The organism is Bacillus sp. LBG-1-113 (assembly GCF_020708615.1).
In the GTDB taxonomy this organism is placed as follows: Bacteria; Bacillota; Bacilli; order Bacillales; family Bacillaceae; genus Bacillus; species Bacillus mojavensis.
This window is the reverse complement of record NZ_JAJFDG010000004.1, coordinates 241,085-266,178: the sequence shown is the minus strand read 5'-3', so window position 1 is coordinate 266,178 and position 25,094 is coordinate 241,085. Positions and strand designations below refer to the sequence as shown.

The window sequence follows — 25,094 nt, the reverse complement described above, 5'->3', positions numbered from 1 at the left end:
CTTGATATGTACGTGCTACAGTTCATGCTTGTCTTCAACCGCCCGGTTCAGTGCTTGAAGCATGTAGCCAATGCCTTTGTACGATGACAGTGGCCAGCTGATATGCTGGTGCTCGCCGATGACGGCGTTTAGGACGCTTCGATATTTTTTCCCGCCAAGCATGACTAGCTCTTCGATATCAGAAAAGCCCTTTTCGCAAAATTGGCGGCGCAGCTCCTCCGCTGTCATGATTTTCGGATGACCGGTGCCAAAAGTCACATCGTAATTTCCTGATACGATATCATTAGGGCGAAGAAAGCCGTGCTTCGCCGACAAAATCACCCACTCATCGAAAAATGCTTTCGCATACCGCTCGCACGCCTGATGAAACGGGCTGAGATAAGCGTCCTCTGCTCTTACCGGCCCGGCATCAGGCTGGACATCCCAGATTTTTTTCTTGCCGCAGGGGATGATGCATAGTCGTTTCATTTTTCTCTCCCCCTTTATAAGATATCTCCACTAAATATACCATTATTTTCTTACAATAAATTAGAGAAAAGACAGGTGAGTAAAAGCTGCGTACAAAAAAACCCGGAAATCGGAATTGTTTATTTTACCGAGATCCAGGATTAGAATTGGATTAAATTTTCAAGCACTGCTGTTACTCTGTCCCTGAAAGATACTTTCTCTCAAAGTCATCGAGCAATGCCCGCACTTCATCCGTTGACTTTGTGTTCATGCATTGATTTCTTAATTCACTCGCCCCTCGGAATCCGCGGAGATAAATCTTGAAAAAGCGAGGAAGAGGCTTGTACGGACGCGCTTCTAATGCTGAATATTTATCATGAAGATCCAGGTGCAGCCTTAAGAGATCAAGCAATTCCTTGCTGCTATGCTCTTTCGGCTCCTTTTCAAAGGCAAATGGATTTGTAAAAATACCACGCCCAATCATAATTCCATCGACACCGTATTCTTGAGCGAGTTTCAAGCCAGTTTGACGGTCAGGGATATCCCCATTGATCGTCAATAGCGTATCTGGCGCCACCTCGTCACGAAGTTTCTTAATCTCCGGGATGAGTTCCCAATGCGCATCCACTTTACTCATTTCCGCTCTTGTACGAAGATGAATAGAGAGATTAGCAATGTCCTGCTTCAATACGTGTGTCAGCCAATCGCGCCATTCATCCACATTCGTGTAACCAAGCCTTGTCTTCACACTTACAGGCAATCCCCCTGCTTTTGCAGCTTGTATTAATTCTGCCGCAACTTCAGGACGGCAAATAAGGCCGCTTCCCTTCCCATTGCCTGCCACATTAGGCACAGGACAGCCCATATTGATATCTAGACCCTTAAATCCTAGCTCCGCCATACCAATACTCATTTGGCGAAAATTCTCAGGCTTGTCTCCCCATATATGAGCCACCATTGGCTGTTCATCCTCCGTGAAGGTCAAACGGCCGCGGACACTATCCTTCCCATCCGGGTGACAATAGCTCTCCGAGTTTGTAAACTCTGTAAAAAATACATCCGGCCTGCCTGCTTCACTTACTACATGACGGAAAACAACATCCGTCACATCTTCCATTGGGGCCAGTACAAAAAAAGGCCGTGGTAATTCACGCCAGAAATTATCTATCGTCATTCCATTCAAATCCTTTCATTATGGGATACCAACGCAAACCTTTATCCCAAAATTAAAAAGCTGACCATACTTCTTTTACACTTATAGCATGCATAAGCACTTCTTATCAAACGAAAGTAAATTTTGAACATTTAAATCTTTACTAATAACATATAACAAGCGACAAAACAAACCGACTAGAAAAGCAGTTTGAGTCATAGGGTCAGGTACATAATCCAAGTTTCAGTGTATGTTCCTGCAAATTTTCTTTCAATAGCTTGGACTGCGCATGAAAAAGACCCGGAAATCGGAATTGTTTATTTTACCGAAATCCAGATCTGATTAGAAATTGTTTATTTTAGTTAGATGATTTTAATACAAGCTTCGCCACCGCTTCCACATGAGCCGTCTGCGGAAACATATCGACAGGCTGAATATATTCCACGCGATAGTCCTTCGACAGCGCCTGCAAATCCTTCGCAAGCGTGGATGGATTGCAGGAAACGTAGACAAAGCGTTTCGGTTTGACTTTTTTGATCGTGTCCAGGAACGTAGTGTCACAGCCGGTTCTTGGCGGGTCCACGATGACGACGTCCGGGCGGAAGCCTTCTTTCGTCCATTTCGGGAGCCAGTGCTCGGCTGTTCCTGTTACGTACGTGGCGTTTGTCATACCGTGTTTTTTGGCATTTTTCTTGGCATCGTCAATCGATTCTTTGATGACGTCCATGCCGCGGACTTCCTTCGCTCCGTCCGCCACCCACATGCCGATGGTGCCGACGCCGCAATACGCGTCAACGACTTTTTCTTTCCCGGTCAGCTGCGCCGCTTTTTTCACTTCATCATACAGCTTGACGGTTTGCTCTGGATTGAGCTGGAAGAAGGCGCGGGCGCTCAATTCAAAAGATACGTCGCCGAGCACTTCTTGAATTACGGTATGTCCGGCGAGGGGTTTTGATTTTTCACCGAAAATAACAGAGGTTTTCGCTCCGTTTACATTTTGAATAATGGATTTCACCTCAGGCAGGCGCTTTTGGATCGCTTTGACGATTTCTTCCTTGTGCGGAAGCGTATCTTTTGCTGTGACAAGCACGACCTGCACTTCGCCTGTTTCAAAGCCGACTCTCGTCACTATCGTGCGGACGTCGCCTTTTCGTTTTCTTTCATTATAAACAGACACATTGAAGTCCTCTAAAATGCGGCGGACGATGCCTGTTGTTTTGTTGGTTGCCGGATGCTGGACGATGCAGTCTTTGATTGGCACGATATCATGAGAATCAAGGCCGTATAAGCCGGCAATGATGCTGCCGCTTTGTGAGCGTCCGATCTGGAATTGGCTTTTGTTACGGTAGTTCCATGGGTTGTCCATGCCGACCGTTTCTCTAATATCCATGTTTTCGACTTTGAACTTCGTATGGCGCTCCAGAGACTGGATGACGATGTCGCGCTTTTCCCGAAGCTGCTGGCTGTATGCAAGATGCTGAAGCTGGCAGCCGCCGCACTGCTCGTAGACAGGGCAAGGCGGTGCTACCCGATGCTCCGAAGCCTTGCGAATCTTCTTGATCCGTCCCTCCGAAAACTTCGGCTGCACTTTCGTCGCTTGGACGACAACCTCTTCACCTGGAAGCGCGCCGGGCACGAATACGACTTTTTTCTTGAAATAGCCGACGCCTTCCCCGTTAATCCCGAGACGTTTAATCGTCAGCGGAAAGGTCTGTCCGACTTTCAGTTCGACGGGCGCCTTTTTGTTTTGTTGGTTCACGTTGTTCTCTCCGTTTCTATATGAAGCTTTCTGCGGATGGCAGAAAGTGAAATGGTTTTTTCACATCTTTCTAGTATAACACGTTTACACGATTTCCTTCATTGTCAGACGAATTATTCTATACTCCTCCACAAATACAAAGACGCATAGCTCAAATAAGGCTCCCACTCCCTGCTCATCGCGAGCATAACATCCTTTGCCGGTTTGTCGTCCAAATTAAAGTGGCGTTTGATCGCGTTTTGCAGTCCGATATCAGCAAGCGGGAATAAATTGGGCCGTCCGAGCCCAAACATCAGCACGTTTTGTACCGTCCACGGGCCGATGCCTCTAATTTTGATCAGTTTCTTCATGATGTCTTCATCTGTCATTTGGGGCAGCTCTGACAAGTCGAGCGTGCCTTCGGCGATCATTCGCGACGTATCAATAGCGTATTCCGCTTTTCGCATGCTGAATTGCAAATCGCGCAGATCTTGATAATCCAGCGCCGCAATCGTTTCCGGCTTCGGATAGCACCACACGCCGTCCTTCTGCTCGCCGAACGTATGGACAAACCGTTCTGTCAAGGTGTACGCAAAAGATAAATTCAGCTGCTGGTGCACAATGCATTTCATGATACAGTTGTACACGCTGTAGTCCAATACAAGCGGCGTGCCTGCATGCTCTTCAAATATCGCGGAAAGATTCGTTTTAGAGAAATGCTCAAGGACATGCCGCAAATTATGTTCCCATTGAAAAATCCGTTTGATTTCCTTCATCATGTCTTCCTGCTCTGTTTCCCCGCTGACGAGAAACTCGGGCTCGTCCGCATCGCCTAAGGCCTGCACCTTCACAATACATACGTCACCGGTCTTATTTCTGATCGGCACTCTTATGTCCCGCGCTTTCAGATCAACTGCATTCAAAGGGTCTAACGCCAGCCTGTCGAGCACACGGTCAAAATGGTACGGCGGTGTGACCGATACTTTTTCTTCCCACATAGGATCAGCCCTTTTTCCGTTTTTGTTCAGTATACCACGCCGCTGGAAACCGGCAGAAAACACTGTATACTTTTCTGAAAAAGGCCGCATGATATAATGGCAGGTGGAGGGTTGTTTATGATCAACATTACCGCTATCACAACACAGCATCAGCTTTTAAAAAATATACCGATTGAACGGGTTGAACAGCCGGATATTGCGTGGTACTGGGTTGATTTTTACGGCCCGGAGGAAACAGAAACCGCGTTATTGAGAGATTTTTTTCATTTTCATCCGCTTGCGATTGAAGATTGTTTTCAGCATATGCAGCGCCCGAAGCTTGACCATTACGACGGCTATCGCTTTTACGTGCTTCATGCGCTGAATCAGGAAACGCTTGAGACCGAAGAAGTCGATATCTTTCAGGGCGAAAAATTTGTCGTCACCTTTCATTTACACGAAACACCCGGTATCGCCAAAGTCCGGGAGCGTTTATATGCTTCACCGGATCTGTTTAGAAAAGGGCCGGGACATATTGCTTATATGATCATGGATCAGCTTGTTGATGAATATTTTCCTCTGGTGTACAAAATAGAAGACCGGCTGAATGAGATTGAAGACAGCCGCAGCCACAAAACATACGGGACGCTGATGAGCGAGGTGTTTGAGCTCAGAACAGACCTATTGCATCTCAGGCGGACCATTATTCCGATGCGTGATTTGCTGTATCGGATTTTAAGTCTTGACCATCTCAAAGACCAGCGTGAAACAAAGGCATACTTCAGCGATATTTACGATCATTTATTAAAGCTTTCAGAAATTGTGGAATCTAACCGTGACATGACGTCCGATTTGCGTGACAGCTACGTGACACTGAATTCCAACCGGATGAATGCGATTATGATGACATTGACCATCGTGTCTACGATATTTATCCCGCTCACGTTTATCGCCGGTGTTTACGGCATGAACTTCGACAACATGCCGGAGCTTCACTGGGAATACGGATATTACGCCGTGCTTGGCCTGATGGCCGCCCTTGTGATCGGCATGCTGATATGGTTTGTACATAAAGGATGGTTCAACATCTTTAAATGAGGACAGCGTGAAGCTGTTCTTTTTATTTTGGCAAGCCGATTTCCAGCATATCCTGTTCGTTTTGTATATAATGAAAAAAATGTTCAGGGAGTGATCAGATTGAAAATCGCTGTGATCGGACTTGGCAATATGGGACAGCCCATTGCCCAAAACGTGCTACAAGCAGGCTATCGTTTGACAGTATATAATCGGACGAAAGAAAAGACGGAGGAATTTGGATCCCAAGGCGCCCAAGTGGCAGAAACGCCTCGCCAGGCGGCTGAGACCGCTGATATCGTCGTGACAATGCTTTCTGATGACAATTCTGTCAGCGCTGTGACATTCGGCAAAGATGGATTGATTGAAGGATTATCAGAGAATGGGATTCACATTTCGATGAGCACGATTAGTGTTGAGTTCTCAGAAAAGCTCGCGGCCGCCCATGCGGAAAAAGGACAATCCTTCCTCGCCGCTCCTGTGCTGGGAAGACCAGATGCCGCAGCAAACGCCGCGCTTCGGATAATTGCGGCAGGACCCGCGGAAGCAAAAAAAACAGCAAAACCTCTGCTCGAAAGCTTGAGTCAGCAAGTGTTTGACGTCGGCGAAGAAAGCAAAACAGCAAACGCAGCGAAAATTAGCATCAATTTCCTGCTCGTATCCATGCTGGAGGCGTTATCTGAATCATTCCTGATGATGGAGAAATACGGTTTAGAGCAAAAGCAATTTTTAGCCATCGCCAACGCGCTTTTCAGCTCCCCTGTATATCAAAATTACGGAACGATCATGGCCGAGCAAACATTTGAGCCGGCGGGCTTTAAAATGTCATTAGGGTTGAAGGACACCAATCTGGCGCTCGCCGCCGCGGAGCAGGTCTCCGCCAAGCTCCCTCTTGCCGAGCTGGCGAAAAGCCATTTTGAAAATGGTATTGAAAAAGGGCTTGGAGACCTAGATTGGGCCGCTTTAATAACATGCATAGAAAAATAGAAAGAAGCCTCTCCATTGCGGAGAGGCTTTCTTGTTTACAAAGACGGCAGCTTCATTTCTTTCTCAAACATCAAGTCATCAATGCTTTTAAAGGTATAGCCTTGTTTTTTCAGATCGGTAATCGCATCGTCCAGCGCCTCGGCATTGTCCTTGGAGACAGTGTGAAGCAGGTAAATCGCTCCCGGATGCGCCTGTTTGATCATGTGATCGTAAGCGTATTTTTTCCCTTTTTGATGATTGATTTTCCAGTCGACAAAAGCGACGGACCAGAAAACGGTTTGATAGCCCATGCGTTTCGTTTCTTTCAGCACGTATTCACTGAACACGCCGCGCGGCGGCCGTAAGTACAGATTGTCCTGCTCTCCCGTGATCTTATAAACCTCTTCGTTGACTGAATCGAGCTCGTCCTGAATTTGGTCAGCGGTTTTTGTCGTCAGATCTGGATGGTGAAAGGAGTGGTTGCCGATGATATGCCCTTCATCCGACATCCGTTTGATCAGCTCGGGCTGATCTTTCACGAAATGCCCGGTGACAAAAAACGTTCCTGTCACGTGATGTTTTTTTAAGACATCAAGCACCTTTGGCGTATATCCATTTTCATAGCCGTTATCAAAAGTTAAATAAATTGTTTTTTCTTTAGTATTGCCTAAATAAAACGCGTCGTATTTTTTGATCAGGCTGTTCAGCTGTTTTCCCGCATCAGGCGGCTGATGGTTAACGCTTCGCTTAAAGCCCCAATTAATCGGCTCATTCGGTACCGCATCTGCCTGTTTTGCTCCTGCCGCAAGCAGGACGGCGGCGCAGCATATTGCACACATCCACTTCATGGCCAGCGCTCCTTCTGCATTTTTTCTTATTTTACAGAAAGGCGCTCCATTTTATACTGACGCTTTATGCCAATATAAAAAACCGCGGCAAGCGCGGTTTTATTCCCAGTCTTTTTTAAATCGTTCATATTTGGCTTCCAGGTCATCCAGCATGCCGATGAGCCTGTCTATATCTTCTACGTCTGTTGCTTCAGGGTCTAATGAATCAATGACGTTCATAAACATGTCTAGTCTGTTCTTTAAATAATCAAGCTGCTGATCTTTATTGTTTACTGCGTTCCCCATTCTGCGCCTCCATTCATTTTTTATCATGGTAGCTCATTTTTTGCCGTTTTTCAATCGCCCCGCTACTTGCGATCTTGGCAAATCAGGTCTAAAATTAACTGTTGGCAGCGTTAGTATGCCTCATTTATAAAGGAGTTAGATAGTCATGACACAAAACACGAAGCTGCGTCCGATTACACCTGAGTTCGACCCTTGGGAAGCCTATATGGATGTCGACCAGTATGGAGATATGCAGCTGACGAACGTTGAATTCACAACGACGACACTGTGCAATATGAGATGCGAGCATTGCGCTGTCGGCTATACATTGCAGCCCAAAGACCCGAATGCTCTCCCAATAGATCTTCTGTTAAAACGGCTGGAGGAAATTCCCCTCCTTAGATCCATCAGTATTACAGGCGGAGAGCCGATGCTTTCATTAAAATCCGTAAAGGAATATGTCGTGCCGTTATTGAAATACGCCCACGAACGCGGGGTGCGGACCCAAATCAATTCAAACCTGACTCTCGATATCGAGCGATACGAATGGATTATTCCGTATCTTGATGTGTTACATATTTCTCATAACTGGGGAACGGTTGAAGAGTTTGCGGAAATCGGTTTCGCTATGATGGACAGAAAACCGACCTTCGAGCAGCGCGCGCGCTATTTTGATAAAATGATTGAAAACAGCCGCAAGCTAGTGGATGCCGGAGTGATGGTATCAGCGGAAACGATGCTGAACAAACGCACACTTCCGCATATTGAGCATATTCACCGCCAAATCACAGAAGATATGAAATGTCAGCGCCATGAAGTCCATCCGATGTATCCGAGTGATTTTGCGAGCGCCCTTGAATCTCTCAGCCTGAAGGACATGAGACAGGCCATTCACCGCTTGCTGGATATTCGTGATGAAAATACATGGATGCTGTTCGGAACACTGCCGTTTTACGCATGCAGTCCCAATGAAGAGGATCAAGAGCTGCTGCGCCGGCTTCGCACGGCGAAAAACGTGACAGTGAGAAATGACCCTGACGGCCGGTCGCGCCTGAATGTCAATATTTTTGACGGGAATATTATCGTGACAGACTTCGGGGATACACCGCCGCTCGGCAATATACAAACGGACAGCCTGCCTTCCGCCTACCAAAAGTGGAGAGAAACAAAGCTGGCCAAAGAGCTGAACTGCCACTGCCCGAATGTCCGGTGCCTCGGACCAAACGTACTCGTCAAAAACAGCTACTACCAGGATACAGATTTTTCAAAACGTCAAGCCAGGAGTTAGATGCGGATGGAAGAAACACTTACGGAGATTTTTCAGAATAAAATCGTTGATATTCTCCTCGTCGCCGTTATTTTGTGGATCGGTGTTTTTATCATTAACCGATTGGTGCAGTTATTTTTCAAACGGACGGACTTTATTGAAGAAAGAAAAGAGAAGACCATCGAAAGCCTTGTCCGTTCTATCACCCAATATACGGCGACAATTGGTTTTATCTTTTATGTTATTTCTTTATTTGTGCATGATTTCGGCAAAATTTTAGCCGGGGCGGGTGTAGCCGGTATCGTCATCGGTTTTGGCGCCCAATCGCTGATTAAGGATGTGCTGGCGGGTGTGTTTTTAATTTATGAACGCCAGCTGCACAAAGGCGATTATGTGACGGTAAACAATTTATTTAACGGCACCGTCGAAGAAATTGGCCTGCGCTCGCTGCAAATCCGCGAGTGGAGCGGAAAATTGCTCACCATCAGCAATGGTGAAGTCAGACAGATAGAAAATTATAATATCGATTTTATGCGGATTACCGAATCCTTTCTCATCAGCTTTAAAGAAGATCCAGACCGTGTATACAGTGTGCTGGAGGAAGCTTGCGACATGCTGAATGAAGAGCTTCGCGATTCACTGAAGCGGGATGAATTCGGAAACCCGACAGAGCCTTTTCAAATACACGGCATTACCGCTTTGAATAAAATTAACCGCGGGGTTGAATTTACCGTGAAGGGTATGGTGCGGGATGAAGATTATTTTAGCGCCAGCCTTGCCGCCAGACGGGTTCTCGTTCGCCAGCTGTACCAAAACAATGTTCAAATGCTTGAGGAAGCGGTAAGAATCGAAAGAACCCAATAAAAAAACTGATTCCATAATGGAATCAGTTTTTTATTTATCTTGGCTGTGAGGAAAGCTGGAAGCTAAACGTGACATGGTCTTGAACCGGAATCCACGCGCCGATTCCCTGTGACGTGACATTTTTCACAACAAGTTTTCGTTTATTGCCTTTGAGCACTAAATAGACTTCTCCGTAAGTCACTTTCCCTTTTTCATTCACAGCCGGAGCATATGCGTTTAAATAACCAAGCTTTTTCGGAGCGACTTTATAAATTTGATCTCGTTTTGTTCCCGCTCCGATGACCGTTTCAAATGCAAGCGGAAGATTTGTTTTTTCCATCGCCTTCAGCATCATCATGCTTTTGACATCTTCCGAGTTTGGAACTTTTGCTGTCAGGCCGCCCGTTACTTTATATTGCTGCTCTTGAGCGTAATGCATTTCAGCCGTTTGTTTTCCGCCGCGGTTATCCGAACGGTTTGTATTGATTTTTTTATATTCCCAGTTGGCGACCGTTTCATTCGATTCATATCCGAGCGCCCATTTCCCGAGAAATATTGTGGCCCGGTAGCCGACCGCAAGCGGTGTGCCAGAGACCGTAGACTCGTTCAGCATTTTGATGAGGTGCGGATTTTGGATCTGTACCTCTGATGAATTCAGCAGTTCCTTAGCCAGCTTACTCGGCTGAAGCATCGGCTGATCCTGTGAAGCATTCGGATATGTGTTTTCCTTCGAGATGCTTGCTACAGAATTAGGCACCTTAAACTGCTTTTTCGCGTGGATGGGCTGAACGCCGAAAAAACTAAAGAATAATAACACAATAAGTGTGGAATGAAATAGCTTTTTCATCATATCACTCTTTCTATGGCATTTTCCCTTAGTCTTTTCTTCCCGCTTTGTTGTTATCCATCATTTTTTCAGGTTAAAGAAGGAAAAAGCCGATCGCCATAATGACATAAGCCGCTAGCAGCGTAGCACCTTCAAACCAGTTGGAATCACCATCATTCGAAATGGCAATCATCAAGAGAACGGAAGATACCATCGCGACAAGCTCCGGCAGTGTAAAGACAAGCGGCATGCTTACCGGGAAAAAGATGGAACAGATCACGAGCACTGGCGCGACAAACATGGCAATCTGCAAAGTGGAGCCGACAGCAATCTCCACCGCAATGTCCATTTTGTTTTTATAAGCCATGATAATCGCTGAAGCGTGTTCCGCCGCATTACCGACAATCGCAACGATGATGACCCCGATAAACAGCTCACTCCAGCCAAACTGTTCAGCAACCGAGTGGAATGTGTGCACCAGGTTTTCGGATATGTACGCCACGACAATTGTTGCCGCAAACAAGACGAGCGTGGCAACCTTCCCTGACCATTCCGGCTGCTCCTCTTCCTCTGGATTGACAGCATTTTTTGGCTGATATACACCGCGGTGCGTAACAAGTTTAAAGTACAGAGCCGCCACATATAACAGAATCAAAATGATGCTGATGCCGATACTCAAATTAAGCTTGCTTGTATCCCCCATACCAACCGAAAACACCTCGGGAATTACGAAAGCCACAATAATGGCGAAAATCAAAAGCCCGGAATTATGGCGCGCATCATGGATATTAAACTCCTGCCGCTTGTATTTTAAACCGCCGACAAAAAACGATAAACCCGCAACCAGCAGGAGATTTCCTAGCACTGAACCGGTTAAAGAAGCAAGCACGATTCCGGTGAGGCCTTCCTTTAATGCAAATAGCGAGATAATCAGCTCAACCGCATTCCCGAAGGTGGCGTTCAACAGACCGCCGATCCGCGGCCCTGCAATAATGGACAGCGATTCTGTCGCTCTTCCCATATAGCTTGCCAAAGCAATAATCGTTACACAATAGACTGCAAAGAGAACGGCAGAAGGCCAATGCATCAAACTGCCGATAACAGACAGCGGGACACCCGCCGCCACTAATATAAAAAAGATACGATTCATAGTGAATTGACTCCTTTTGTATGACTTGTTTTATTTTTATTCTTCACAAAAATCATCATGATTACACGAGGTCAAATGTTTACGGGCGATTTAGGCTTTTTTCAGGTTGCCGGCTTTTGGAAATCGGTGTACGATCAACATAGATCTCACAAAGGAGAACAGACACGATGTCACGAAAGCATTTTTTTATTCTGGTTTTGCTTGTTTCCATATCCGGTTTTTCACAAGGCATGCTGCTGCCCGTCATCTCGATTATTTTTGAAACAAATGGTGAATCAGCGGCGATTAACGGCCTGCATGCGACCGGACTGTACATCGGGGTGCTATTGGCTTCTCCGTTTATGGAGGCCCCGCTCAGAAAATTGGGCTTCAAACCGCTGATTGTCATGGGCGGAAGCATCGTCATTTTAAGCTTGTTCGGGTTCATTTGGCTTCAGTCGGTTTGGGTGTGGTTTCTGCTTCGTCTTTTCATCGGGATCGGCGACCATATGCTTCATTTTTCTACGCAAACGTGGGTGACCTCCATGTCGTCAAAGCAAAATCGCGGGAGAAATCTTTCCATTTACGGACTCTCCTTTGGCCTTGGTTTTGCTGCGGGTCCGTTTATGGTTCCGCTTGTAAAGCTGAGTCCGGCACTGCCTTTTATCGTGTCAGGCTGCATCAGTTTGCTTGCGTGGCTGTTTGTTTTCTTGCTACAAAATGCATACCCGGAAACCAGCCCTCACGAAACCCAATCAGACAATAGTTTCAGACGCTTTTACCAGGCTATGCTGTTTGCATGGGTTGCGTTTATGCCTACGTTCGGGTACGGATTTCTGGAGACAGCATTAAACGGCAGCTTTCCTGTATATGCGCTGCGTCTGGGTTTATCTGTGGACGCCGTCGCTTTGATTCTTCCTGCATTTGCGATCGGGAGCATTATTTTTCAATTCCCGCTCGGCATTCTCAGCGATAAATACGGAAGGCGGAATGTGCTGCTTGTGATTTTGCTGACGGGGGCCTTTTGCTTTCTCATCGCAGGCGTGTTCCCGTTTCCTTATGTGATCGGCTGCTGCTTCTTTATTGCGGGGATGGCAGTCGGGTCAACCTTTACACTCGGCATCAGCTTTATGACAGACCTTCTTCCGTCCCACCTGCTGCCGGCGGGGAATTTGCTTTGCGGCATTTCATTCAGTCTCGGCAGCATTTTCGGGCCGATTGCGGGCGGCTGGTATATGCAAACCTTCGATAGCGCTAACTTGTTTTATTTGATTACCCTCATTCTGGCCGCTGTCTGGCTCGCTATTGCTTTAGGCAAACCGAAAAGCTGGCCCGCGGCTGAGACCTATTCTTCCTCTTCATAAGAAAAAGCCTCCTGACATGATGTCAGGAGGCTTTTGTTCTAATGATAGCCGTTTTGTCCGTTGGCACTTCCGCTGGTTTTTTGACTCGATTTGCTCTTTGAGTTCTGTTTGTTATGGCTTCCGCCTTTTTTCGTATGCTTTGTCATCACGTATAGCCCCCCGGATCATTTTTGAACTGAAGTTCCTTTATAGGGTGCGCTAATTGTAGGGATTTTCATCAGGAAGCTTTTTACGTTTATGTAAAAGCGCATTGATTTCTCCTCCTAAAATGATTAAAATCCCGCTTAAGTAAAACCAGATCATCAGGACGATGATCCCCCCAATGCTTCCATATGTGGCACTATAGTTCGCAAATGTACTGACATAAAACGAAAACAAGGTGCTGACGACAATCCAGCCGATGGCCGCAAACAGTGCACCCGGCATCACAAAGCGAAGCGACAGCTTTTTGTTAGGGGCGATGATGTACAAAGCAGAAAAAACAATCAGCAGCACAAGCGGGCTGACTCCCCAGCGAATCGCAGTCCAGATGGATAAAAACAGGTCCGACGCGCCGACAAAATCCGCAGCAAGCAGTCCGATCTGCCGGCCGAATACCGGCAGAAGGAGGGCAACTAAAATGGTAAACACCATGGCAATCGTCAGAAAAATTGAGGTCAGACGAACAATGATAAAAGAGCGGTTTTCCTCCACTTCATACGCGTGGTTTAACGATCTGACGATGGAATTCATTCCATTAGACGCAGACCATAACGCCGCGATGATCCCGAATGACAGCAATCCGCCGTTTCGGTCATTTAATGTTTGGTGGGTAATGGATTCAATGAGGGACATCGCACTCCCGGGAGCGTATTGTTTTACAACCCCCAGAACGTCATCTGTAGAAATCGGAAGATACGCGGTGAGCGTCAGCATAAAAATCAAAAACGGAAACAGCGATAATAGAAAAAAATACGCCAGCTCCGCAGATTTGCTTTGCCCCTCATGAAGGGTGTATCTGCCGAACAGCTCTTTCAGAAAGTTCATGTCGTCTCACCTCGAATGTTTGATCATTTATCTTTTGAAAAGTGGTCCTTCGTTTCCTGTACCAGCTCCATCACTTTCGGCGTTGTTTTTTTCAGCTCTTTGACTTGCTGATTAACGAAGCCGACTTCATCTGACAGCGTCTGGGCCAGCTGTTTTGCTTGATCAATTTTTGTAATGACATTGTTTTTCAATAGTTCAGGATTGTTTTTGTACAGAGACATTTTATGCTTGCACGTCATCCATCTCATGCCGCAGGCCTGTCTCGTCGGCTTATGGAATAAGGATAGCGCAGCGCCTGCCGCGGCTCCGAGAATGACCCCTTTCAGCAACCAGCGTTCATTGTTCATGATGAACTCTCCTTTCCCTTACAATAGTTTTTCTTCTTGAATGGATGCAAGCAGATGCTCACAGCCTGATCTGATCAATTGATAGACCTCGTCAAAGTTCCCAGTGTAGTAAGGGTCGGGAACGTCCGCAAGATCTGAATCATCAACGTAGTCAAGCAGCCTCTTGATCTGTGCGGCTTTTTTAAACCCCGCCATGCTTCTTAGGCTTCCGATATTTTCTGCATCCATCGCAATGATGTAATCAAAATCGGTTAAATCCTGTTCGCGCACCTGGCGCGCCAGCATGCCTTCAAAGCTGATTCCTTCTCTGCGCAATATCTCCTGCGTTCCTTCATGCGGAGGATTGCCGATGTGCCAGCCGCCGATGCCGGCTGAGTCTGTTCTGATTTTCCCCTCTAATCCTTTTGTTGCTGCCAAGTCCCGAAATATCGCTTCCGCCATTGGAGACCGGCAAATGTTTCCCAAGCAAACAAATAATACGCTGATCATGTTGTGCAACCTCCCTATTCTTTGCCCATATTTCTCTAAAAAGAAACCTTTACCGCTATCTTAGTAGGATGTTCAATCACATTTCAACTGATGTCACCACTTTTTTGAAATAAATGGACGAAATGAGAATAGGGTTTTTTTCTGATGGAATTCTGTTAGAATAAAACATACCAAATGACGCGAAAGAAAGGATGTAATCATTTGTCCAGCCAAAATACTGAAACATTAACTCAAATGATTGAAGAGATTTCACAAAAACTGAACATGCTGAATGTCGGGGTTATCAAAGCGGAAGACTTCAGCGACGAAAAAATAGAGGATCTCACCTACCTTCATAAAATGGTGATGAAAAAAGAAGCATTCAGCCCGAGCGAAATGCAGGCGATCGCTCAAGAACTTGCATCACTTCGAAAATAATGGGGCTTGCCGGCATTCGGCAAGTCTTTTTTTATTATGGATGAAGATGATTCTTTTTGCTTTCGTTCGTTGGGAGCCGGAAAGACGCGGCAGCAGGCATGCCCGCAAACATCTACCCGATGACATCAGCATGATGACAGCAAGCTGAAGAAGCATGCTGCCGGACGATTGACAGACTCGTCATCATGCTGCAGCAAGGGGCCCCGGTCTTGGCGAACACAGCAAATGGTCGAATAAGATTTTGAAGGAGTACTAGAATGAAAACGAAATACGTCAAAACAGCAACCGGAATGTACATAAACTACTTCTTGCTCGGAATGGTCAATATTATTCTCGCATCCAACATGTCCTCCTTAACAAAGCAGTGGAATACCGACCCGACAGGCATCAGTTATGTGATTGCGGCTATCGGATTCGGCAAGCTGCTGACATACGGAATATCTGGCGTTTTATCAGATAAAGTAGGCAGAAAACCGCTCATTGTGGCTTCCGCCGGAATGATGGCTGTCTTTTTAGTCGGTATTCCCTTATCACCGAGTTATGAACTTGCGTTTGTGTTTGCTTTATTAGCCGGAGTCGCAAATTCAGCCATGGACGCAGGAACATATCCGGCTTTAACGGAGCTCTTTCCAACTGCCCCCAGCTCGGCGAATGTCTTGGTAAAAGCTTTTATGTCTCTCGGGGCCGCTCTTTTGCCGCTCCTGATTACAGTTTTGGCAGACCATAGCCTATTCTACGGATTTGCGTTTTATTTGCCGGCAGCCGTCTATGCGCTGAACATCCTCTATTTATCAGCAGTTTCGCTGCCAAAAAAACAGAAACAACCAATCAGCTCGGTACAACAGGGATCTCCAGCTTTCTTATCAGAACCCGACATGAAGAAAGAAGGCGCCGCCCTGATTATTATTGGCTTTACTTCAACAGCTTTATTTACAGTCTCTCAAATTTGGCTCCCAAGCTATGCCCAAAAGGCTGCAGGGTTAGCTGAATCAGCATCCGTACAATTGCTGAGCTACTATAGTATAGGATCTTTGATATCGGTTTTATTATTAGCTCTTTTGCTGAACAGATGGGTAAAACCGGTGATGGTTACGCTGCTGTACCCCGTTATTACATTATGTACGCTTGCGGTTATGCTGACAGTTCACGAACCAGTGGTGCTGGACATCACGGCCTTTTTCTTAGGATTTTCAACCGCTGGTGTGTTTCAAATTACCGTTACATTAATGACAGAGCTTTTCTGGAAACGCAAAGGCACCGTCACCGGAATTGTTGCGACAGCTTCAAGTCTTGCGTCGATTCTGCTGCCGATTGCTACAGGACTCATTGCAAAAGCGGGGGGCATAGCCCATATCTTTATGTTCGACTTCGGCATTGCTGTCATCGGGACAGCCTCCGCTGCCTTTTTGTATTACAGATACAATAAACTAACCGCAGGCTCCAAGCGATCATGAAAAAACGGACGTCCCCGCAGGGCGTCCGTTTTTGTTATTTTTCAAGCAGTGCCAAAGACTCGCGGTTAAATGCAGGAATGTCATCCGGCGTTCGGCTGGTGACCAATTGATCTTGGCAAACCACTACCTCCTGGTCAACGACATTAGCCCCCGCGTATTCCATATCTACACGAATAGACGTATAGCCTGTCGCTTTTCTGCCTTCCAGCGCTTTAGCAGTAATCAGCAGCTGCGGGCCGTGGCAGATCGCAAATACCGGCTTTTTGTCCGTCATAAACGCTTTTGTAAACTGGACGAACCGTTCATCGGCACGAAGCTGGTCGGGTGAAAAACCTCCCGGAATTAACAGCGCGTCAAAGTCGGAAGGGTTTACGTCATCAATGGACGCATCAATTGTGACTTGCGCATTCCCCTGCTTGCCTTTTACGGTTTTCCCTTTTTCATTTTCGATAACGGTCAGCTCATGCCCCGCTTCTTTAAATGCTTTGGCTGGTTCAGTATACTCGCTGTCTTCGAAATAATCTGTCAGCACAACGGCGATTTTTTTACCCATGATTGATAACCTCCCCCTTAATATGTCTACATAAAACACTCTACCCCAGCCACAATATAATAAACATTTTTCAGATCTGACACACGATAAGCACAATGACCCAATTCACATCACCCAAAGATGATACATAATACTTATTTTTCCCCCTTTTACAATAATCATAAAGAAACATCTACAAATGCTTACAAAATATTCTTACAATAGAACCAGTAACACAAATTTCGTTGAAAGGTGGAGAACTGGTGAGAATACAGAAAAGACGAAAAGACGTCAGTAACATTCTCCGTATTCTGCTGCCCCTCATTATGATACTTAGCCTAATCCTCCCAACACCGCCCGTTTACGCAGAAGAAAACACGGCTCCTCAAGTGAATCTCAGTATTTTGGCTACAACTGATATTCATGCCAACATGATGGATTACGATTACTACAGCGACAAAGAAACGACAGAATTCGGGCTTGCCAGAACGGCTCAGCTGATCCAAAAGCACCGTGAGCAAAACCCAAACACCCTGCTCGTCGATAACGGCGACTTGATTCAAGGGAATCCGCTGGGCGAATACGCGGTGAAATATGAAAAAGAAGACATTATCTCCGGCGCGAAAACCCACCCGATCATCAGCGTCATGAATGCGCTGAAATACGACGCCGGCACATTGGGGAATCATGAATTTAATTACGGGCTCGACTTTCTCGACGGCACGATCAAAGGAGCCGATTTCCCGATTGTAAATGCCAATGTCAAAACAACTGGCGGCGAACACCGTTATACGCCGTATGTTATTAACGAAAAAACAGTCACAGATGAAAACGGAAACGAACAGAAGATCAAAATAGGCTACATAGGCTTTGTCCCGCCGCAGATCATGACCTGGGACAAAAAGAACCTCGAAGGACAGGTTCAGGTGCAGGATATCGTCGAATCTGCCAATGAAACGATTCCGAAAATGAAGGCAGAAGGCGCGGATGTCATTATTGCCCTTGCCCATACCGGTATTGAAAAGCAGGCGCAATCGTCAGGTGCAGAAAACGTTGTTTTTGACCTGGCCACGAAAACAAAGGGCATTGATGCAATTGTCTCGGGCCATCAGCACGGACTCTTCCCTTCCACAGAATATGCGGGTGCCGCTCAGTTCGATGTTGAAAAAGGAACCATTAACGGCATTCCGGTCGTCATGCCAAGCAGCTGGGGCAAATATTTAGGCGTTATTGACCTCAAGCTTGAAAAAACAGACGGCTCGTGGAAGGTCGCAGATTCCAAGGGCAGCATCGAATCAATTGCCGGCAGTGTCGCTTCCAGAAACGGAGCCGTCACAAACACCATTCAGCAAACACATCAAAACACGCTGGAATATGTCAGAAAGCCTGTCGGCAAAACAGAAGCTGACATTAACAGCTTCTTTGCACAGGTCAAGGACGACCCTTCTATTCAAATTGTGACAGATGCGCAAAAATGGTACGCGGAAAACGAAATGAAGGATACCGAGTATAAGGATCTCCCGATTTTGTCAGCCGGCGCGCCGTTTAAAGCCGGCGGCAGAAACGGAGCCAATTACTATACCAACATTCCGGCCGGGGATCTTGCGATTAAAAACGTCGGTGACTTGTATCTGTACGATAATACCCTCCAAATCGTGAAACTGACCGGCAGCGAAGTGAAGGACTGGCTCGACATGTCAGCGGGACAATTTAATCAAATCGATCCGTCAAAAGGCGGCGATCAAGCCTTACTGAATGAGAATTTCCGCTCCTACAACTTTGACGTGATTGACGGCGTCACCTATCAGGTCGATGTCACAAAACCGGCCAAATACAACGAAAACGGAAAAGTGATCAACGGAAATTCAAGCCGGATCATCAATCTTTCCTATGAAGGCAAACCGATCAGCCCGAGCCAGGAATTTCTCGTAGTGACAAATAATTACCGCGCATCCGGCGGAGGCGGTTTCCCTCATCTGACCAGTGATAAGATTGTCCACGGCTCCGCAGTTGAAAACAGACAGGTGCTGATGGATTACATTATTGAACAGGAAACATTAAATCCAAAAGCCGATAACAACTGGTCGATTGCACCGGTTTCCGGCACGAATTTGACGTTTGAATCTTCACTTTTAGCCAAGCCTTTTGCGGACAAAGCCGATGATGTCGCTTATGTAAAACATTCTTCAAATGAAGGCTATGGCATGTACAAGCTTCAATTTGACGACAATTCAGATACCGATCCTCCTGAAGGCGGATTATGGGATCTTACCGTCATGCATACGAATGATACGCACGCACACCTTGATGACGCAGCCAGACGAATGACGAAAATCAACGAAGTAAGAAACGAAACAGACCACAACATCCTGCTTGACGCGGGAGATGTGTTTTCCGGCGACCTGTATTTCACGAAATGGAACGGTTTAGCCGACCTGAAACTGATGAACATGATGGGTTATGACGCCATGACCTTCGGAAACCACGAATTTGATAAAGGTCCATCCGTGCTTTCTGATTTTCTCAGCGGGAACAGCACAACTGTCGATCCGGCAAATCGGTATCACTTTGAAGCGCCCGATTTTCCGATCGTCAGCGCGAACGTGGATGTATCAAATGAACCTAAGCTGAAATCATATGTCAAAAAGCCGCAGACCTTTACTGCGGGAGAAAAGAAAGAGCCGGGCATCCATCCGTACATTCTGTTAGACGTTGCCGGTGAAAAAGTCGCCGTTTTCGGACTGACAACAGAAGACACAGCCACAACATCAAGCCCGGGCAAAAGCATTGTATTTAACGACGCATTTCAAACTGCGCAGAACACCGTGAAAACGATTCAGGAAGATGAAAAAGTAAACAAAATTATCGCTCTCACCCACATTGGGCATAACCGCGATCTTGAGCTAGCCAAAAAAGTGAAAGGCATTGACTTGATCATCGGCGGGCACACCCACACCCTCGTGGACAAAATGGAAGTCGTGAAAAACGACGAACCGACAATCGTGGCGCAGGCAAAAGAATATGGCCAATTCTTAGGGCGTGTCGATGTCGTGTTTGATGAAAACGGCGTTGTACAAACAGACAAATCAAATCTGAGCGTGCTGCCAATTGATGAACATACAGAAGAAAACGCAGAAGCAAAAAAAGAGCTTGATCAGTTCAAAAATGAATTAGAGGACGTTAAAAATGAAGAAGTCGGCTACACGGATGTGGCGCTTGACGGCCAGCGTGAGCATGTGCGAACGAAGGAAACGAACCTCGGAAACTTCATCGCGGACGGCATGCTGGCAAAAGCGAAAGCATCAGCAGGAGCCGACATTGCGATTACAAATGGCGGCGGCATCAGAGCCGGCATTGACAAAGGCGATATCACTCTCGGCGAAGTACTGAACGTTATGCCGTTCGGCAACACACTTTACGTCGCTGATTTAACCGGAAAACAAATCAAAGAAGCTCTTGAACAAGGCTTAAGCAATGTGGAAAACGGAGGCGGCGCTTTCCCTCAGGTGGCTGGAATCGAATATACCTTTACATTAAACAACGAACCTGGACACCGTGTTGTAGACGTGAAATTCGAATCGCCTAACGGAGAAAAAGTTGATTTGAATTCAGATGATACCTACCGCGTCGCAACAAATCATTTTGTCGGCAGCGGTGGAGACGGATACTCTGTCTTTACGGAGGCATCCCATGGTGAAGACCTTGGTTACGTAGATTATGAGATTTTCACCGAACAGCTGAAAAAACTCGGAAACAAGGTCTCTCCTAAAATCGAAGGACGCATTAAAGAAGTATTCCTGCCGACTAAACAGAAGGATGGCAGCTGGACACTCGATGAAGACAAATTTGCGATTTATGCTAAAAATGCCAACACGCCATTTGTCTATTATGAAATGTCTGAAGGATCTCAAGAGAAGCCTATCAATCTAAAAATGAAAAAAGATCAGGTCAAGCTATTGAAAGATAGAGATTTAGATGCTTCCCTGACGGTGTTCAACTATTGGTACAGCATGAAGTTTCCAATGGCGAACATCAAAACCGCGGATACTGAGATCGGAATCAAATCTAAAGGAGAATTAAACGTCTCCTTATCAAATGTATATGACTTTACAGTGAAGCAAAAAGGAAAAGAAGTGAAATCATTTAAAGAACCCGTTCAGCTTTCGCTTCGGATGTTTGATATTGAAGAGGCTCACAACCCTGCCATTTACCATGTCGACCGGAAAAAGAAAGCTTTCACAAAGACAGAAAACGGATCAGTTGACAATGATATGGTAACAGGATACACAAACCACTTCAGCGAATACACGATCTTAAATTCCGGTGAGAACAACAAACCGCCGGCATTCCCGTCCGATCAGCCGACAGGCGGTGATGACGGCAGCAATGGCGGAGGCTCCGATAAACCAGGCGGAAAACAGCCGACTGACGGGAACGGAGGAAATGATACACCTCCCGGCACTGAACCGACAAACGGCTCTGGTGGAAACGGTTCGGGCGGATCAGGAACAGACGGTCCGGCTGGCGGCTTGCTTCCTGACACAGCCACCTCCATGTATTCCATCCTGCTGGCCGGATTTCTGATCAGCGCACTCGGAACAGCATTATATTTGCATCAGCGAAGAAAACAGAACAGAGCGAATCAAGCATAAAAAAAGCTGCTCGTTATCGAGCAGCTTTCTTTTTTATACCCACTTCACAACATCTTCAACTGCAGATCTTGTTTTCGGACGAGGGTCTCGCACACGGTAGCCGAATGCCACCATAACAGAAATATCAAAGCTTCCGTTCTCCAGAAGGCCTTCTTCTTCAAGGATGCGATGAATTTCATCATATTGGAAGCCTTCCACAGGGCAGGAATCAACGCCGATTTGCGCAGCGGCTGTCATCATGTTGCCAAGTGCAATATAGGTTTGTTTGGATGCCCAGTCAAACAATGTTCTGTCACTTTCAAGCAAATGCAAATCGTGCTTCTGGAACTCCTCTGTTTTGCTGAGATAGCCTTCATACACGTCTTGCGGCATTTGTTTTACTTCTTTTAAATGACGTTTGATGTAGTCCGCATTATATTTGATATCCTTCGCTGTACGCGCCAGAATCAGGACGAAATGGCTTGCTGTCGGAAGCTGCTTTTGCGCTCCCCATGTATATTCGCGAAGCTTTTCGCGGAATTCGGGATTTTGGACAACAACGAATTTCCAAGGCTCAAGGCCGAGTGAACTTGGAGATAGTCTTCCTGTTTCTAAAATAAATTCAAAATCGCTGTCTGATACTTTTTTATTCGGGTCAAATTCCTTTGTCGCATGTCTGAAATTGTATGCGTCCAGAATTTGTTTCTTTACATCTGCCATGTTAAGCACCTCTCCTTTTGGTTACTCTCACTTCTATTGTAGCCATTCTCATAAAAAGTAAAAGTACGCACATTTTTGTATGATAGTATCAATTTTGATACCAAGAGAAAAAAGCGCTCTGCCGCAGGCAGGCGCTCTTTATTTTCCCCGTCGCGCAAAATCGACAAACCTGAATTTGTCCAGACGGTGTCTGCTTTCCGTATATTGAAAAAGACTTGTATCCTCTAAAAAGACATAGTTTCTCACAACCACCATATGGTCATAGCCTCGTAAATCAAGCAATTCCCTGTCCTCATCCGTACACGGCTCGGCCACAATTTCTTTCTGCGCGTAACTGATCGAAAGACCAAGCTCTCCTTCAATATATTCATAAATGGAGTTTTCGCAAATTTCTTTCGTCAGGTGAGGCACATGCTTTCTGAAAAAGTAGTCCTTGTCCAAAATGACATGCTCCCCGTCAATCTTTCTTGACCTGATCACTTCCCATATGTCATCATCCGGCTGTGCCCGAAGCTGTTTTTGGATCAGATCTGACGGGGGCACCAGCCCGAATTTGTGAACGGCTGTTTTCGTTTCTTTCCCTAAAGTTTGCGCCAGTTCCTTGAAGCTGACAAGCCCAGAGACCGGAAACTGCATTTTTTCACGGTTGAGAATCACGGAGCCTTTCCCCCTGATTTTCTGGATATATCCATTTTGAGCCAGCATGTGAAGCGCCTTTCGAACCGTTTCTCTTGATGTGCCGTACTGTGCGGTCAATTCATGTTCAGACGGAAGAATCTCCTCCGCCTTCCATCGGCCGTCTTCAATTTGCTGTGCGATGTCTTTATAGATTGTGATAAATTTATTCACCTTCATTTATGACCACCCAGCTTAGTTTAGCACGGTTTTGTTAAATGATAAACAATGGACTCATACGGTCGGAGCGTCATATTCTTCAGTTCTTCTCTCTCTTCATCGTTTGTCAGAAGCACCTCTGCCTTCCACTCGCCGGGCTTCAGCGTGTCCGGCAGTGTAAAGGCTGCCTCCGTACCGTAAAAATTATTGATGATGAGCAGCTTCTCATTTTCGCCATGTCTCATATACGCAAAAACGTTCGGATCATCCTTTGCGATCAATTCATACGTTCCCTCTGTGACAATGTCATAGGTTTTTCGGATCTGGATCAGCTTCTGGTAGTGATAAAAGACCGAGTGTTTGTCCTTCAGCGCCGCCTCGGCATTGATCTCCCGGTAATTGCCGGCGGCCGGTATCCATGGCGTGCCTGTTGTAAATCCGGCATTCGGCGTATCATCCCACTGGACGGGTGTTCTGGAATTGTCACGGGATTTTTCCTGTAAAATGGCTAAAATCTCTTTCTCCGCCATGCCTTTTTTCTTGAAGGCGTGATACATGTTCAGCGACTCGACATCCCGATAGGAGCTGATGCCGGTAAACTTCGGATTGGTCATGCCGAGCTCTTCCCCCTGATAAATATAAGGCGTGCCCTGCATCATATGAATGGCCGTCGCAAGCATTTTTGCTGATTTCACCCGATATGGACCGTCATTTCCATATCTCGATACAATGCGCGGCTGATCGTGATTGCACCAGAACAAAGCGTTCCAGCCCCCTCCCGCCTGCATCTCCGTCTGCCACACGGATAAGATCTCCTTCAGCTTCAGAAAATCGAACGGAGCCAAGGCCCATTTTTCTCCGTTTGGATAATCGACCTTGAGATGATGGAAGTTAAACGTCATATCAAGCTCTTCATTACCGGGATTTGTATAGCGGATGCAATGGTCAATCGATGTAGAAGACATCTCACCGACCGTCATGCTGTCATAATGTGAAAACACCTTTTCGTTCATTTCATGCAGAAATTCATGCACCCGCGGCCCGTCAGTGTAAAAGGTACGGCCATCATCGCCGTCTTCCGCATTCGGAAAGCGCTGGTCTTTTGAAATCAAATTAATGACATCAAGCCTGAAGCCATCAATTCCTTTTTCAAACCAAAAATGCATCATCTCATAGACATGCTTTCTGACCTCTTCATTTTCCCAATTCAAATCAGCCTGTGTGACATCAAACAAGTGCAGATAATATTGGCCTGAGGCTTCGTCAAGCTTCCATGCCGAGCCGCCGAATTTCGATTCCCAGTTTGTCGGGGCTGTGCCGTCTTCGTTCGGGTTTTTCCATATATAAAAATCACGGTATGGGCTGCCTTTTGAAGAAATCGCCTCTCTAAACCATTTATGCTCAGTTGACGTATGATTGACCACAAGATCCATGACGACTTTTAAGCCTCTTTTGTGCGCTTCAGCTAATAAGCGTTCAAAATCTTCCATTGTGCCATACTCTTGATAAATCGTGTAGTAATCCCGAATATCATACCCATTATCATGCTGCGGCGAGTCGTAAATCGGCGTTAGCCAAAGAACATCAACCTGAAGCGTTTTTAAGTAATCAAGCTTTTCAATAATTCCATTCAAATCGCCAATGCCGTTTCCCGTCGTATCTTTAAAGCTTTTCGGATAAATTTGATAAACCACGGCTTTTTTCCACCATGGTGTTTGTTCTGTTTTCATCTGTCTCCACCACCGTCT

General features: G+C 46.2%; 23 protein-coding genes. 8 read left to right on the top strand and 15 right to left on the bottom strand.

Features of this window, described 5'->3' with window-relative positions; translation table 11 throughout:
* Positions 1–15: 15 nt before the first annotated feature.
* The 4 genes from LJF29_RS12930 to LJF29_RS12915 all read right to left on the bottom strand — a co-directional run bounded on the left by LJF29_RS12930 (position 16) and on the right by LJF29_RS12915 (position 4,336).
* Complete coding sequence (locus LJF29_RS12930; protein ID WP_229148939.1) at positions 16–468, bottom strand: DUF6884 domain-containing protein; 453 nt, start codon at positions 466–468, stop codon at positions 16–18.
* Between the two features lie 172 nt (positions 469–640).
* Entirely contained in the window at positions 641–1,621 is a 981-nt protein-coding gene (locus tag LJF29_RS12925; protein ID WP_229148938.1) for a tRNA dihydrouridine synthase, read from the bottom strand.
* Positions 1,622–1,958: 337 nt separating this feature from the next.
* On the bottom strand, positions 1,959–3,359 hold the full coding sequence (gene rlmD / locus LJF29_RS12920; protein WP_168747214.1) for a 23S rRNA (uracil(1939)-C(5))-methyltransferase RlmD: 1,401 nt from the start codon (positions 3,357–3,359) through the stop codon (positions 1,959–1,961).
* A 113-nt stretch (positions 3,360–3,472) separates the two neighbouring features.
* Complete coding sequence (locus LJF29_RS12915; protein ID WP_229148936.1) at positions 3,473–4,336, bottom strand: DNA-3-methyladenine glycosylase family protein; 864 nt, start codon at positions 4,334–4,336, stop codon at positions 3,473–3,475.
* A 117-nt stretch (positions 4,337–4,453) separates the two neighbouring features.
* Here LJF29_RS12915 and corA point away from each other — a divergent pair, with 117 nt between their 5' ends.
* Together corA and LJF29_RS12905 are read left to right on the top strand one after the other, a co-directional pair.
* A complete protein-coding gene (corA, locus tag LJF29_RS12910) occupies positions 4,454–5,413 on the top strand; it encodes a magnesium/cobalt transporter CorA (protein WP_229148934.1) in 960 nt (319 codons plus the stop codon).
* Positions 5,414–5,512: 99 nt separating this feature from the next.
* Positions 5,513–6,376: an NAD(P)-dependent oxidoreductase gene (locus LJF29_RS12905; protein ID WP_229148927.1), complete on the top strand. Its 864-nt coding sequence runs from the start codon at positions 5,513–5,515 to the stop codon at positions 6,374–6,376.
* A gap of 35 nt (positions 6,377–6,411) precedes the next feature.
* On the opposite strand, the gene pdaA is transcribed toward LJF29_RS12905, so the two are convergent.
* Entirely contained in the window at positions 6,412–7,203 is a 792-nt protein-coding gene (gene pdaA, locus LJF29_RS12900) for a delta-lactam-biosynthetic de-N-acetylase (RefSeq protein ID WP_010333402.1), read from the bottom strand.
* Positions 7,204–7,302: 99 nt separating this feature from the next.
* Positions 7,303–7,488, bottom strand: a complete 186-nt coding sequence (locus tag LJF29_RS12895) for an SE1561 family protein (RefSeq protein ID WP_010333401.1) — start codon at positions 7,486–7,488, stop codon at positions 7,303–7,305.
* A 145-nt stretch (positions 7,489–7,633) separates the two neighbouring features.
* Here LJF29_RS12895 and yfkAB point away from each other — a divergent pair, with 145 nt between their 5' ends.
* The gene (gene yfkAB, locus LJF29_RS12890; protein ID WP_168747210.1) at positions 7,634–8,755 is read left to right on the top strand and encodes a radical SAM/CxCxxxxC motif protein YfkAB; all 1,122 of its coding nucleotides are present in this window, start codon (positions 7,634–7,636) and stop codon (positions 8,753–8,755) included.
* Positions 8,756–9,598, top strand: coding sequence for a mechanosensitive ion channel protein MscC (gene mscC, locus LJF29_RS12885; protein WP_083504394.1), 843 nt, complete (start codon positions 8,756–8,758; stop codon positions 9,596–9,598). It begins immediately after the preceding gene.
* 34 nt (positions 9,599–9,632) lie between these two features.
* On the opposite strand, the gene LJF29_RS12880 is transcribed toward mscC, so the two are convergent.
* Positions 9,633–10,427, bottom strand: a complete 795-nt coding sequence (locus LJF29_RS12880; protein ID WP_081720826.1) for a YfkD famly protein — start codon at positions 10,425–10,427, stop codon at positions 9,633–9,635.
* A 70-nt stretch (positions 10,428–10,497) separates the two neighbouring features.
* A complete protein-coding gene (gene cax / locus LJF29_RS12875; RefSeq protein ID WP_229148926.1) occupies positions 10,498–11,553 on the bottom strand; it encodes a calcium/proton exchanger in 1,056 nt (351 codons plus the stop codon).
* Between the two features lie 167 nt (positions 11,554–11,720).
* On the opposite strand from cax, the gene LJF29_RS12870 reads away from it, so the two are divergent.
* Complete coding sequence (locus LJF29_RS12870) at positions 11,721–12,896, top strand: MFS transporter (protein WP_229148925.1); 1,176 nt, start codon at positions 11,721–11,723, stop codon at positions 12,894–12,896.
* Between the two features lie 198 nt (positions 12,897–13,094).
* On the opposite strand, the gene LJF29_RS12865 is transcribed toward LJF29_RS12870, so the two are convergent.
* The 3 genes from LJF29_RS12865 to LJF29_RS12855 are packed head-to-tail and all read right to left on the bottom strand — an operon-like array spanning position 13,095 to position 14,758.
* A complete protein-coding gene (locus LJF29_RS12865; RefSeq protein ID WP_010333394.1) occupies positions 13,095–13,922 on the bottom strand; it encodes a YihY family inner membrane protein in 828 nt (275 codons plus the stop codon).
* A gap of 23 nt (positions 13,923–13,945) precedes the next feature.
* Positions 13,946–14,269, bottom strand: coding sequence for a hypothetical protein (locus LJF29_RS12860; protein WP_010333393.1), 324 nt, complete (start codon positions 14,267–14,269; stop codon positions 13,946–13,948).
* Positions 14,270–14,287: 18 nt separating this feature from the next.
* The gene (locus LJF29_RS12855) at positions 14,288–14,758 is read right to left on the bottom strand and encodes a low molecular weight protein-tyrosine-phosphatase (RefSeq protein WP_010333392.1); all 471 of its coding nucleotides are present in this window, start codon (positions 14,756–14,758) and stop codon (positions 14,288–14,290) included.
* 201 nt (positions 14,759–14,959) lie between these two features.
* On the opposite strand from LJF29_RS12855, the gene LJF29_RS12850 reads away from it, so the two are divergent.
* Both LJF29_RS12850 and LJF29_RS12845 read left to right on the top strand, forming a co-directional pair.
* Positions 14,960–15,175, top strand: a complete 216-nt coding sequence (locus LJF29_RS12850) for a DUF1128 domain-containing protein (RefSeq protein WP_010333391.1) — start codon at positions 14,960–14,962, stop codon at positions 15,173–15,175.
* A 257-nt stretch (positions 15,176–15,432) separates the two neighbouring features.
* Positions 15,433–16,629 carry an MFS transporter gene (locus LJF29_RS12845; RefSeq protein WP_229148924.1) on the top strand — a complete coding sequence of 399 codons (1,197 nt, stop codon included), beginning with the start codon at positions 15,433–15,435 and terminating at the stop codon, positions 16,627–16,629.
* A 34-nt stretch (positions 16,630–16,663) separates the two neighbouring features.
* Here LJF29_RS12845 and LJF29_RS12840 read toward each other — a convergent pair whose 3' ends face one another.
* The gene (locus tag LJF29_RS12840) at positions 16,664–17,182 is read right to left on the bottom strand and encodes a type 1 glutamine amidotransferase domain-containing protein (protein ID WP_229148923.1); all 519 of its coding nucleotides are present in this window, start codon (positions 17,180–17,182) and stop codon (positions 16,664–16,666) included.
* Between the two features lie 242 nt (positions 17,183–17,424).
* Between LJF29_RS12840 and LJF29_RS12835 the strand changes: the two genes are divergently transcribed.
* Complete coding sequence (locus LJF29_RS12835; RefSeq protein ID WP_229148922.1) at positions 17,425–21,813, top strand: multifunctional 2',3'-cyclic-nucleotide 2'-phosphodiesterase/3'-nucleotidase/5'-nucleotidase; 4,389 nt, start codon at positions 17,425–17,427, stop codon at positions 21,811–21,813.
* Positions 21,814–21,846: 33 nt separating this feature from the next.
* Here LJF29_RS12835 and LJF29_RS12830 read toward each other — a convergent pair whose 3' ends face one another.
* The 3 genes from LJF29_RS12830 to treC all read right to left on the bottom strand — a co-directional run bounded on the left by LJF29_RS12830 (position 21,847) and on the right by treC (position 25,076).
* A complete protein-coding gene (locus LJF29_RS12830) occupies positions 21,847–22,512 on the bottom strand; it encodes an NAD(P)H-dependent oxidoreductase (RefSeq protein WP_044163631.1) in 666 nt (221 codons plus the stop codon).
* Positions 22,513–22,650: 138 nt separating this feature from the next.
* The gene (gene treR, locus LJF29_RS12825; RefSeq protein ID WP_024120578.1) at positions 22,651–23,367 is read right to left on the bottom strand and encodes a trehalose operon repressor; all 717 of its coding nucleotides are present in this window, start codon (positions 23,365–23,367) and stop codon (positions 22,651–22,653) included.
* A gap of 20 nt (positions 23,368–23,387) precedes the next feature.
* The gene (gene treC / locus LJF29_RS12820) at positions 23,388–25,076 is read right to left on the bottom strand and encodes an alpha,alpha-phosphotrehalase (RefSeq protein ID WP_229148921.1); all 1,689 of its coding nucleotides are present in this window, start codon (positions 25,074–25,076) and stop codon (positions 23,388–23,390) included.
* Between the last annotated feature and the right edge of the window lie 18 nt (positions 25,077–25,094).

Coding starts and splice junctions, on each gene's coding strand:
- corA (WP_229148934.1), top strand. CDS start 4,454: ATGATCAACATTACCGCTATCACAACACAGCATCAGCTTTTAAAAAAT.
- LJF29_RS12880 (WP_081720826.1), bottom strand. CDS start 10,427: ATGATGAAAAAGCTATTTCATTCCACACTTATTGTGTTATTATTCTTT.
- yfkAB (WP_168747210.1), top strand. CDS start 7,634: ATGACACAAAACACGAAGCTGCGTCCGATTACACCTGAGTTCGACCCT.
- LJF29_RS12930 (WP_229148939.1), bottom strand. CDS start 468: ATGAAACGACTATGCATCATCCCCTGCGGCAAGAAAAAAATCTGGGAT.
- LJF29_RS12855 (WP_010333392.1), bottom strand. CDS start 14,758: ATGATCAGCGTATTATTTGTTTGCTTGGGAAACATTTGCCGGTCTCCA.
- LJF29_RS12925 (WP_229148938.1), bottom strand. CDS start 1,621: ATGACGATAGATAATTTCTGGCGTGAATTACCACGGCCTTTTTTTGTA.
- LJF29_RS12915 (WP_229148936.1), bottom strand. CDS start 4,336: ATGTGGGAAGAAAAAGTATCGGTCACACCGCCGTACCATTTTGACCGT.
- mscC (WP_083504394.1), top strand. CDS start 8,756: ATGCGGATGGAAGAAACACTTACGGAGATTTTTCAGAATAAAATCGTT.
- LJF29_RS12865 (WP_010333394.1), bottom strand. CDS start 13,922: ATGAACTTTCTGAAAGAGCTGTTCGGCAGATACACCCTTCATGAGGGG.
- cax (WP_229148926.1), bottom strand. CDS start 11,553: ATGAATCGTATCTTTTTTATATTAGTGGCGGCGGGTGTCCCGCTGTCT.
- treR (WP_024120578.1), bottom strand. CDS start 23,367: ATGAAGGTGAATAAATTTATCACAATCTATAAAGACATCGCACAGCAA.
- LJF29_RS12840 (WP_229148923.1), bottom strand. CDS start 17,182: ATGGGTAAAAAAATCGCCGTTGTGCTGACAGATTATTTCGAAGACAGC.
- pdaA (WP_010333402.1), bottom strand. CDS start 7,203: ATGAAGTGGATGTGTGCAATATGCTGCGCCGCCGTCCTGCTTGCGGCA.
- LJF29_RS12895 (WP_010333401.1), bottom strand. CDS start 7,488: ATGGGGAACGCAGTAAACAATAAAGATCAGCAGCTTGATTATTTAAAG.
- LJF29_RS12870 (WP_229148925.1), top strand. CDS start 11,721: ATGTCACGAAAGCATTTTTTTATTCTGGTTTTGCTTGTTTCCATATCC.
- LJF29_RS12845 (WP_229148924.1), top strand. CDS start 15,433: ATGAAAACGAAATACGTCAAAACAGCAACCGGAATGTACATAAACTAC.
- LJF29_RS12860 (WP_010333393.1), bottom strand. CDS start 14,269: ATGAACAATGAACGCTGGTTGCTGAAAGGGGTCATTCTCGGAGCCGCG.
- LJF29_RS12830 (WP_044163631.1), bottom strand. CDS start 22,512: ATGGCAGATGTAAAGAAACAAATTCTGGACGCATACAATTTCAGACAT.
- treC (WP_229148921.1), bottom strand. CDS start 25,076: ATGAAAACAGAACAAACACCATGGTGGAAAAAAGCCGTGGTTTATCAA.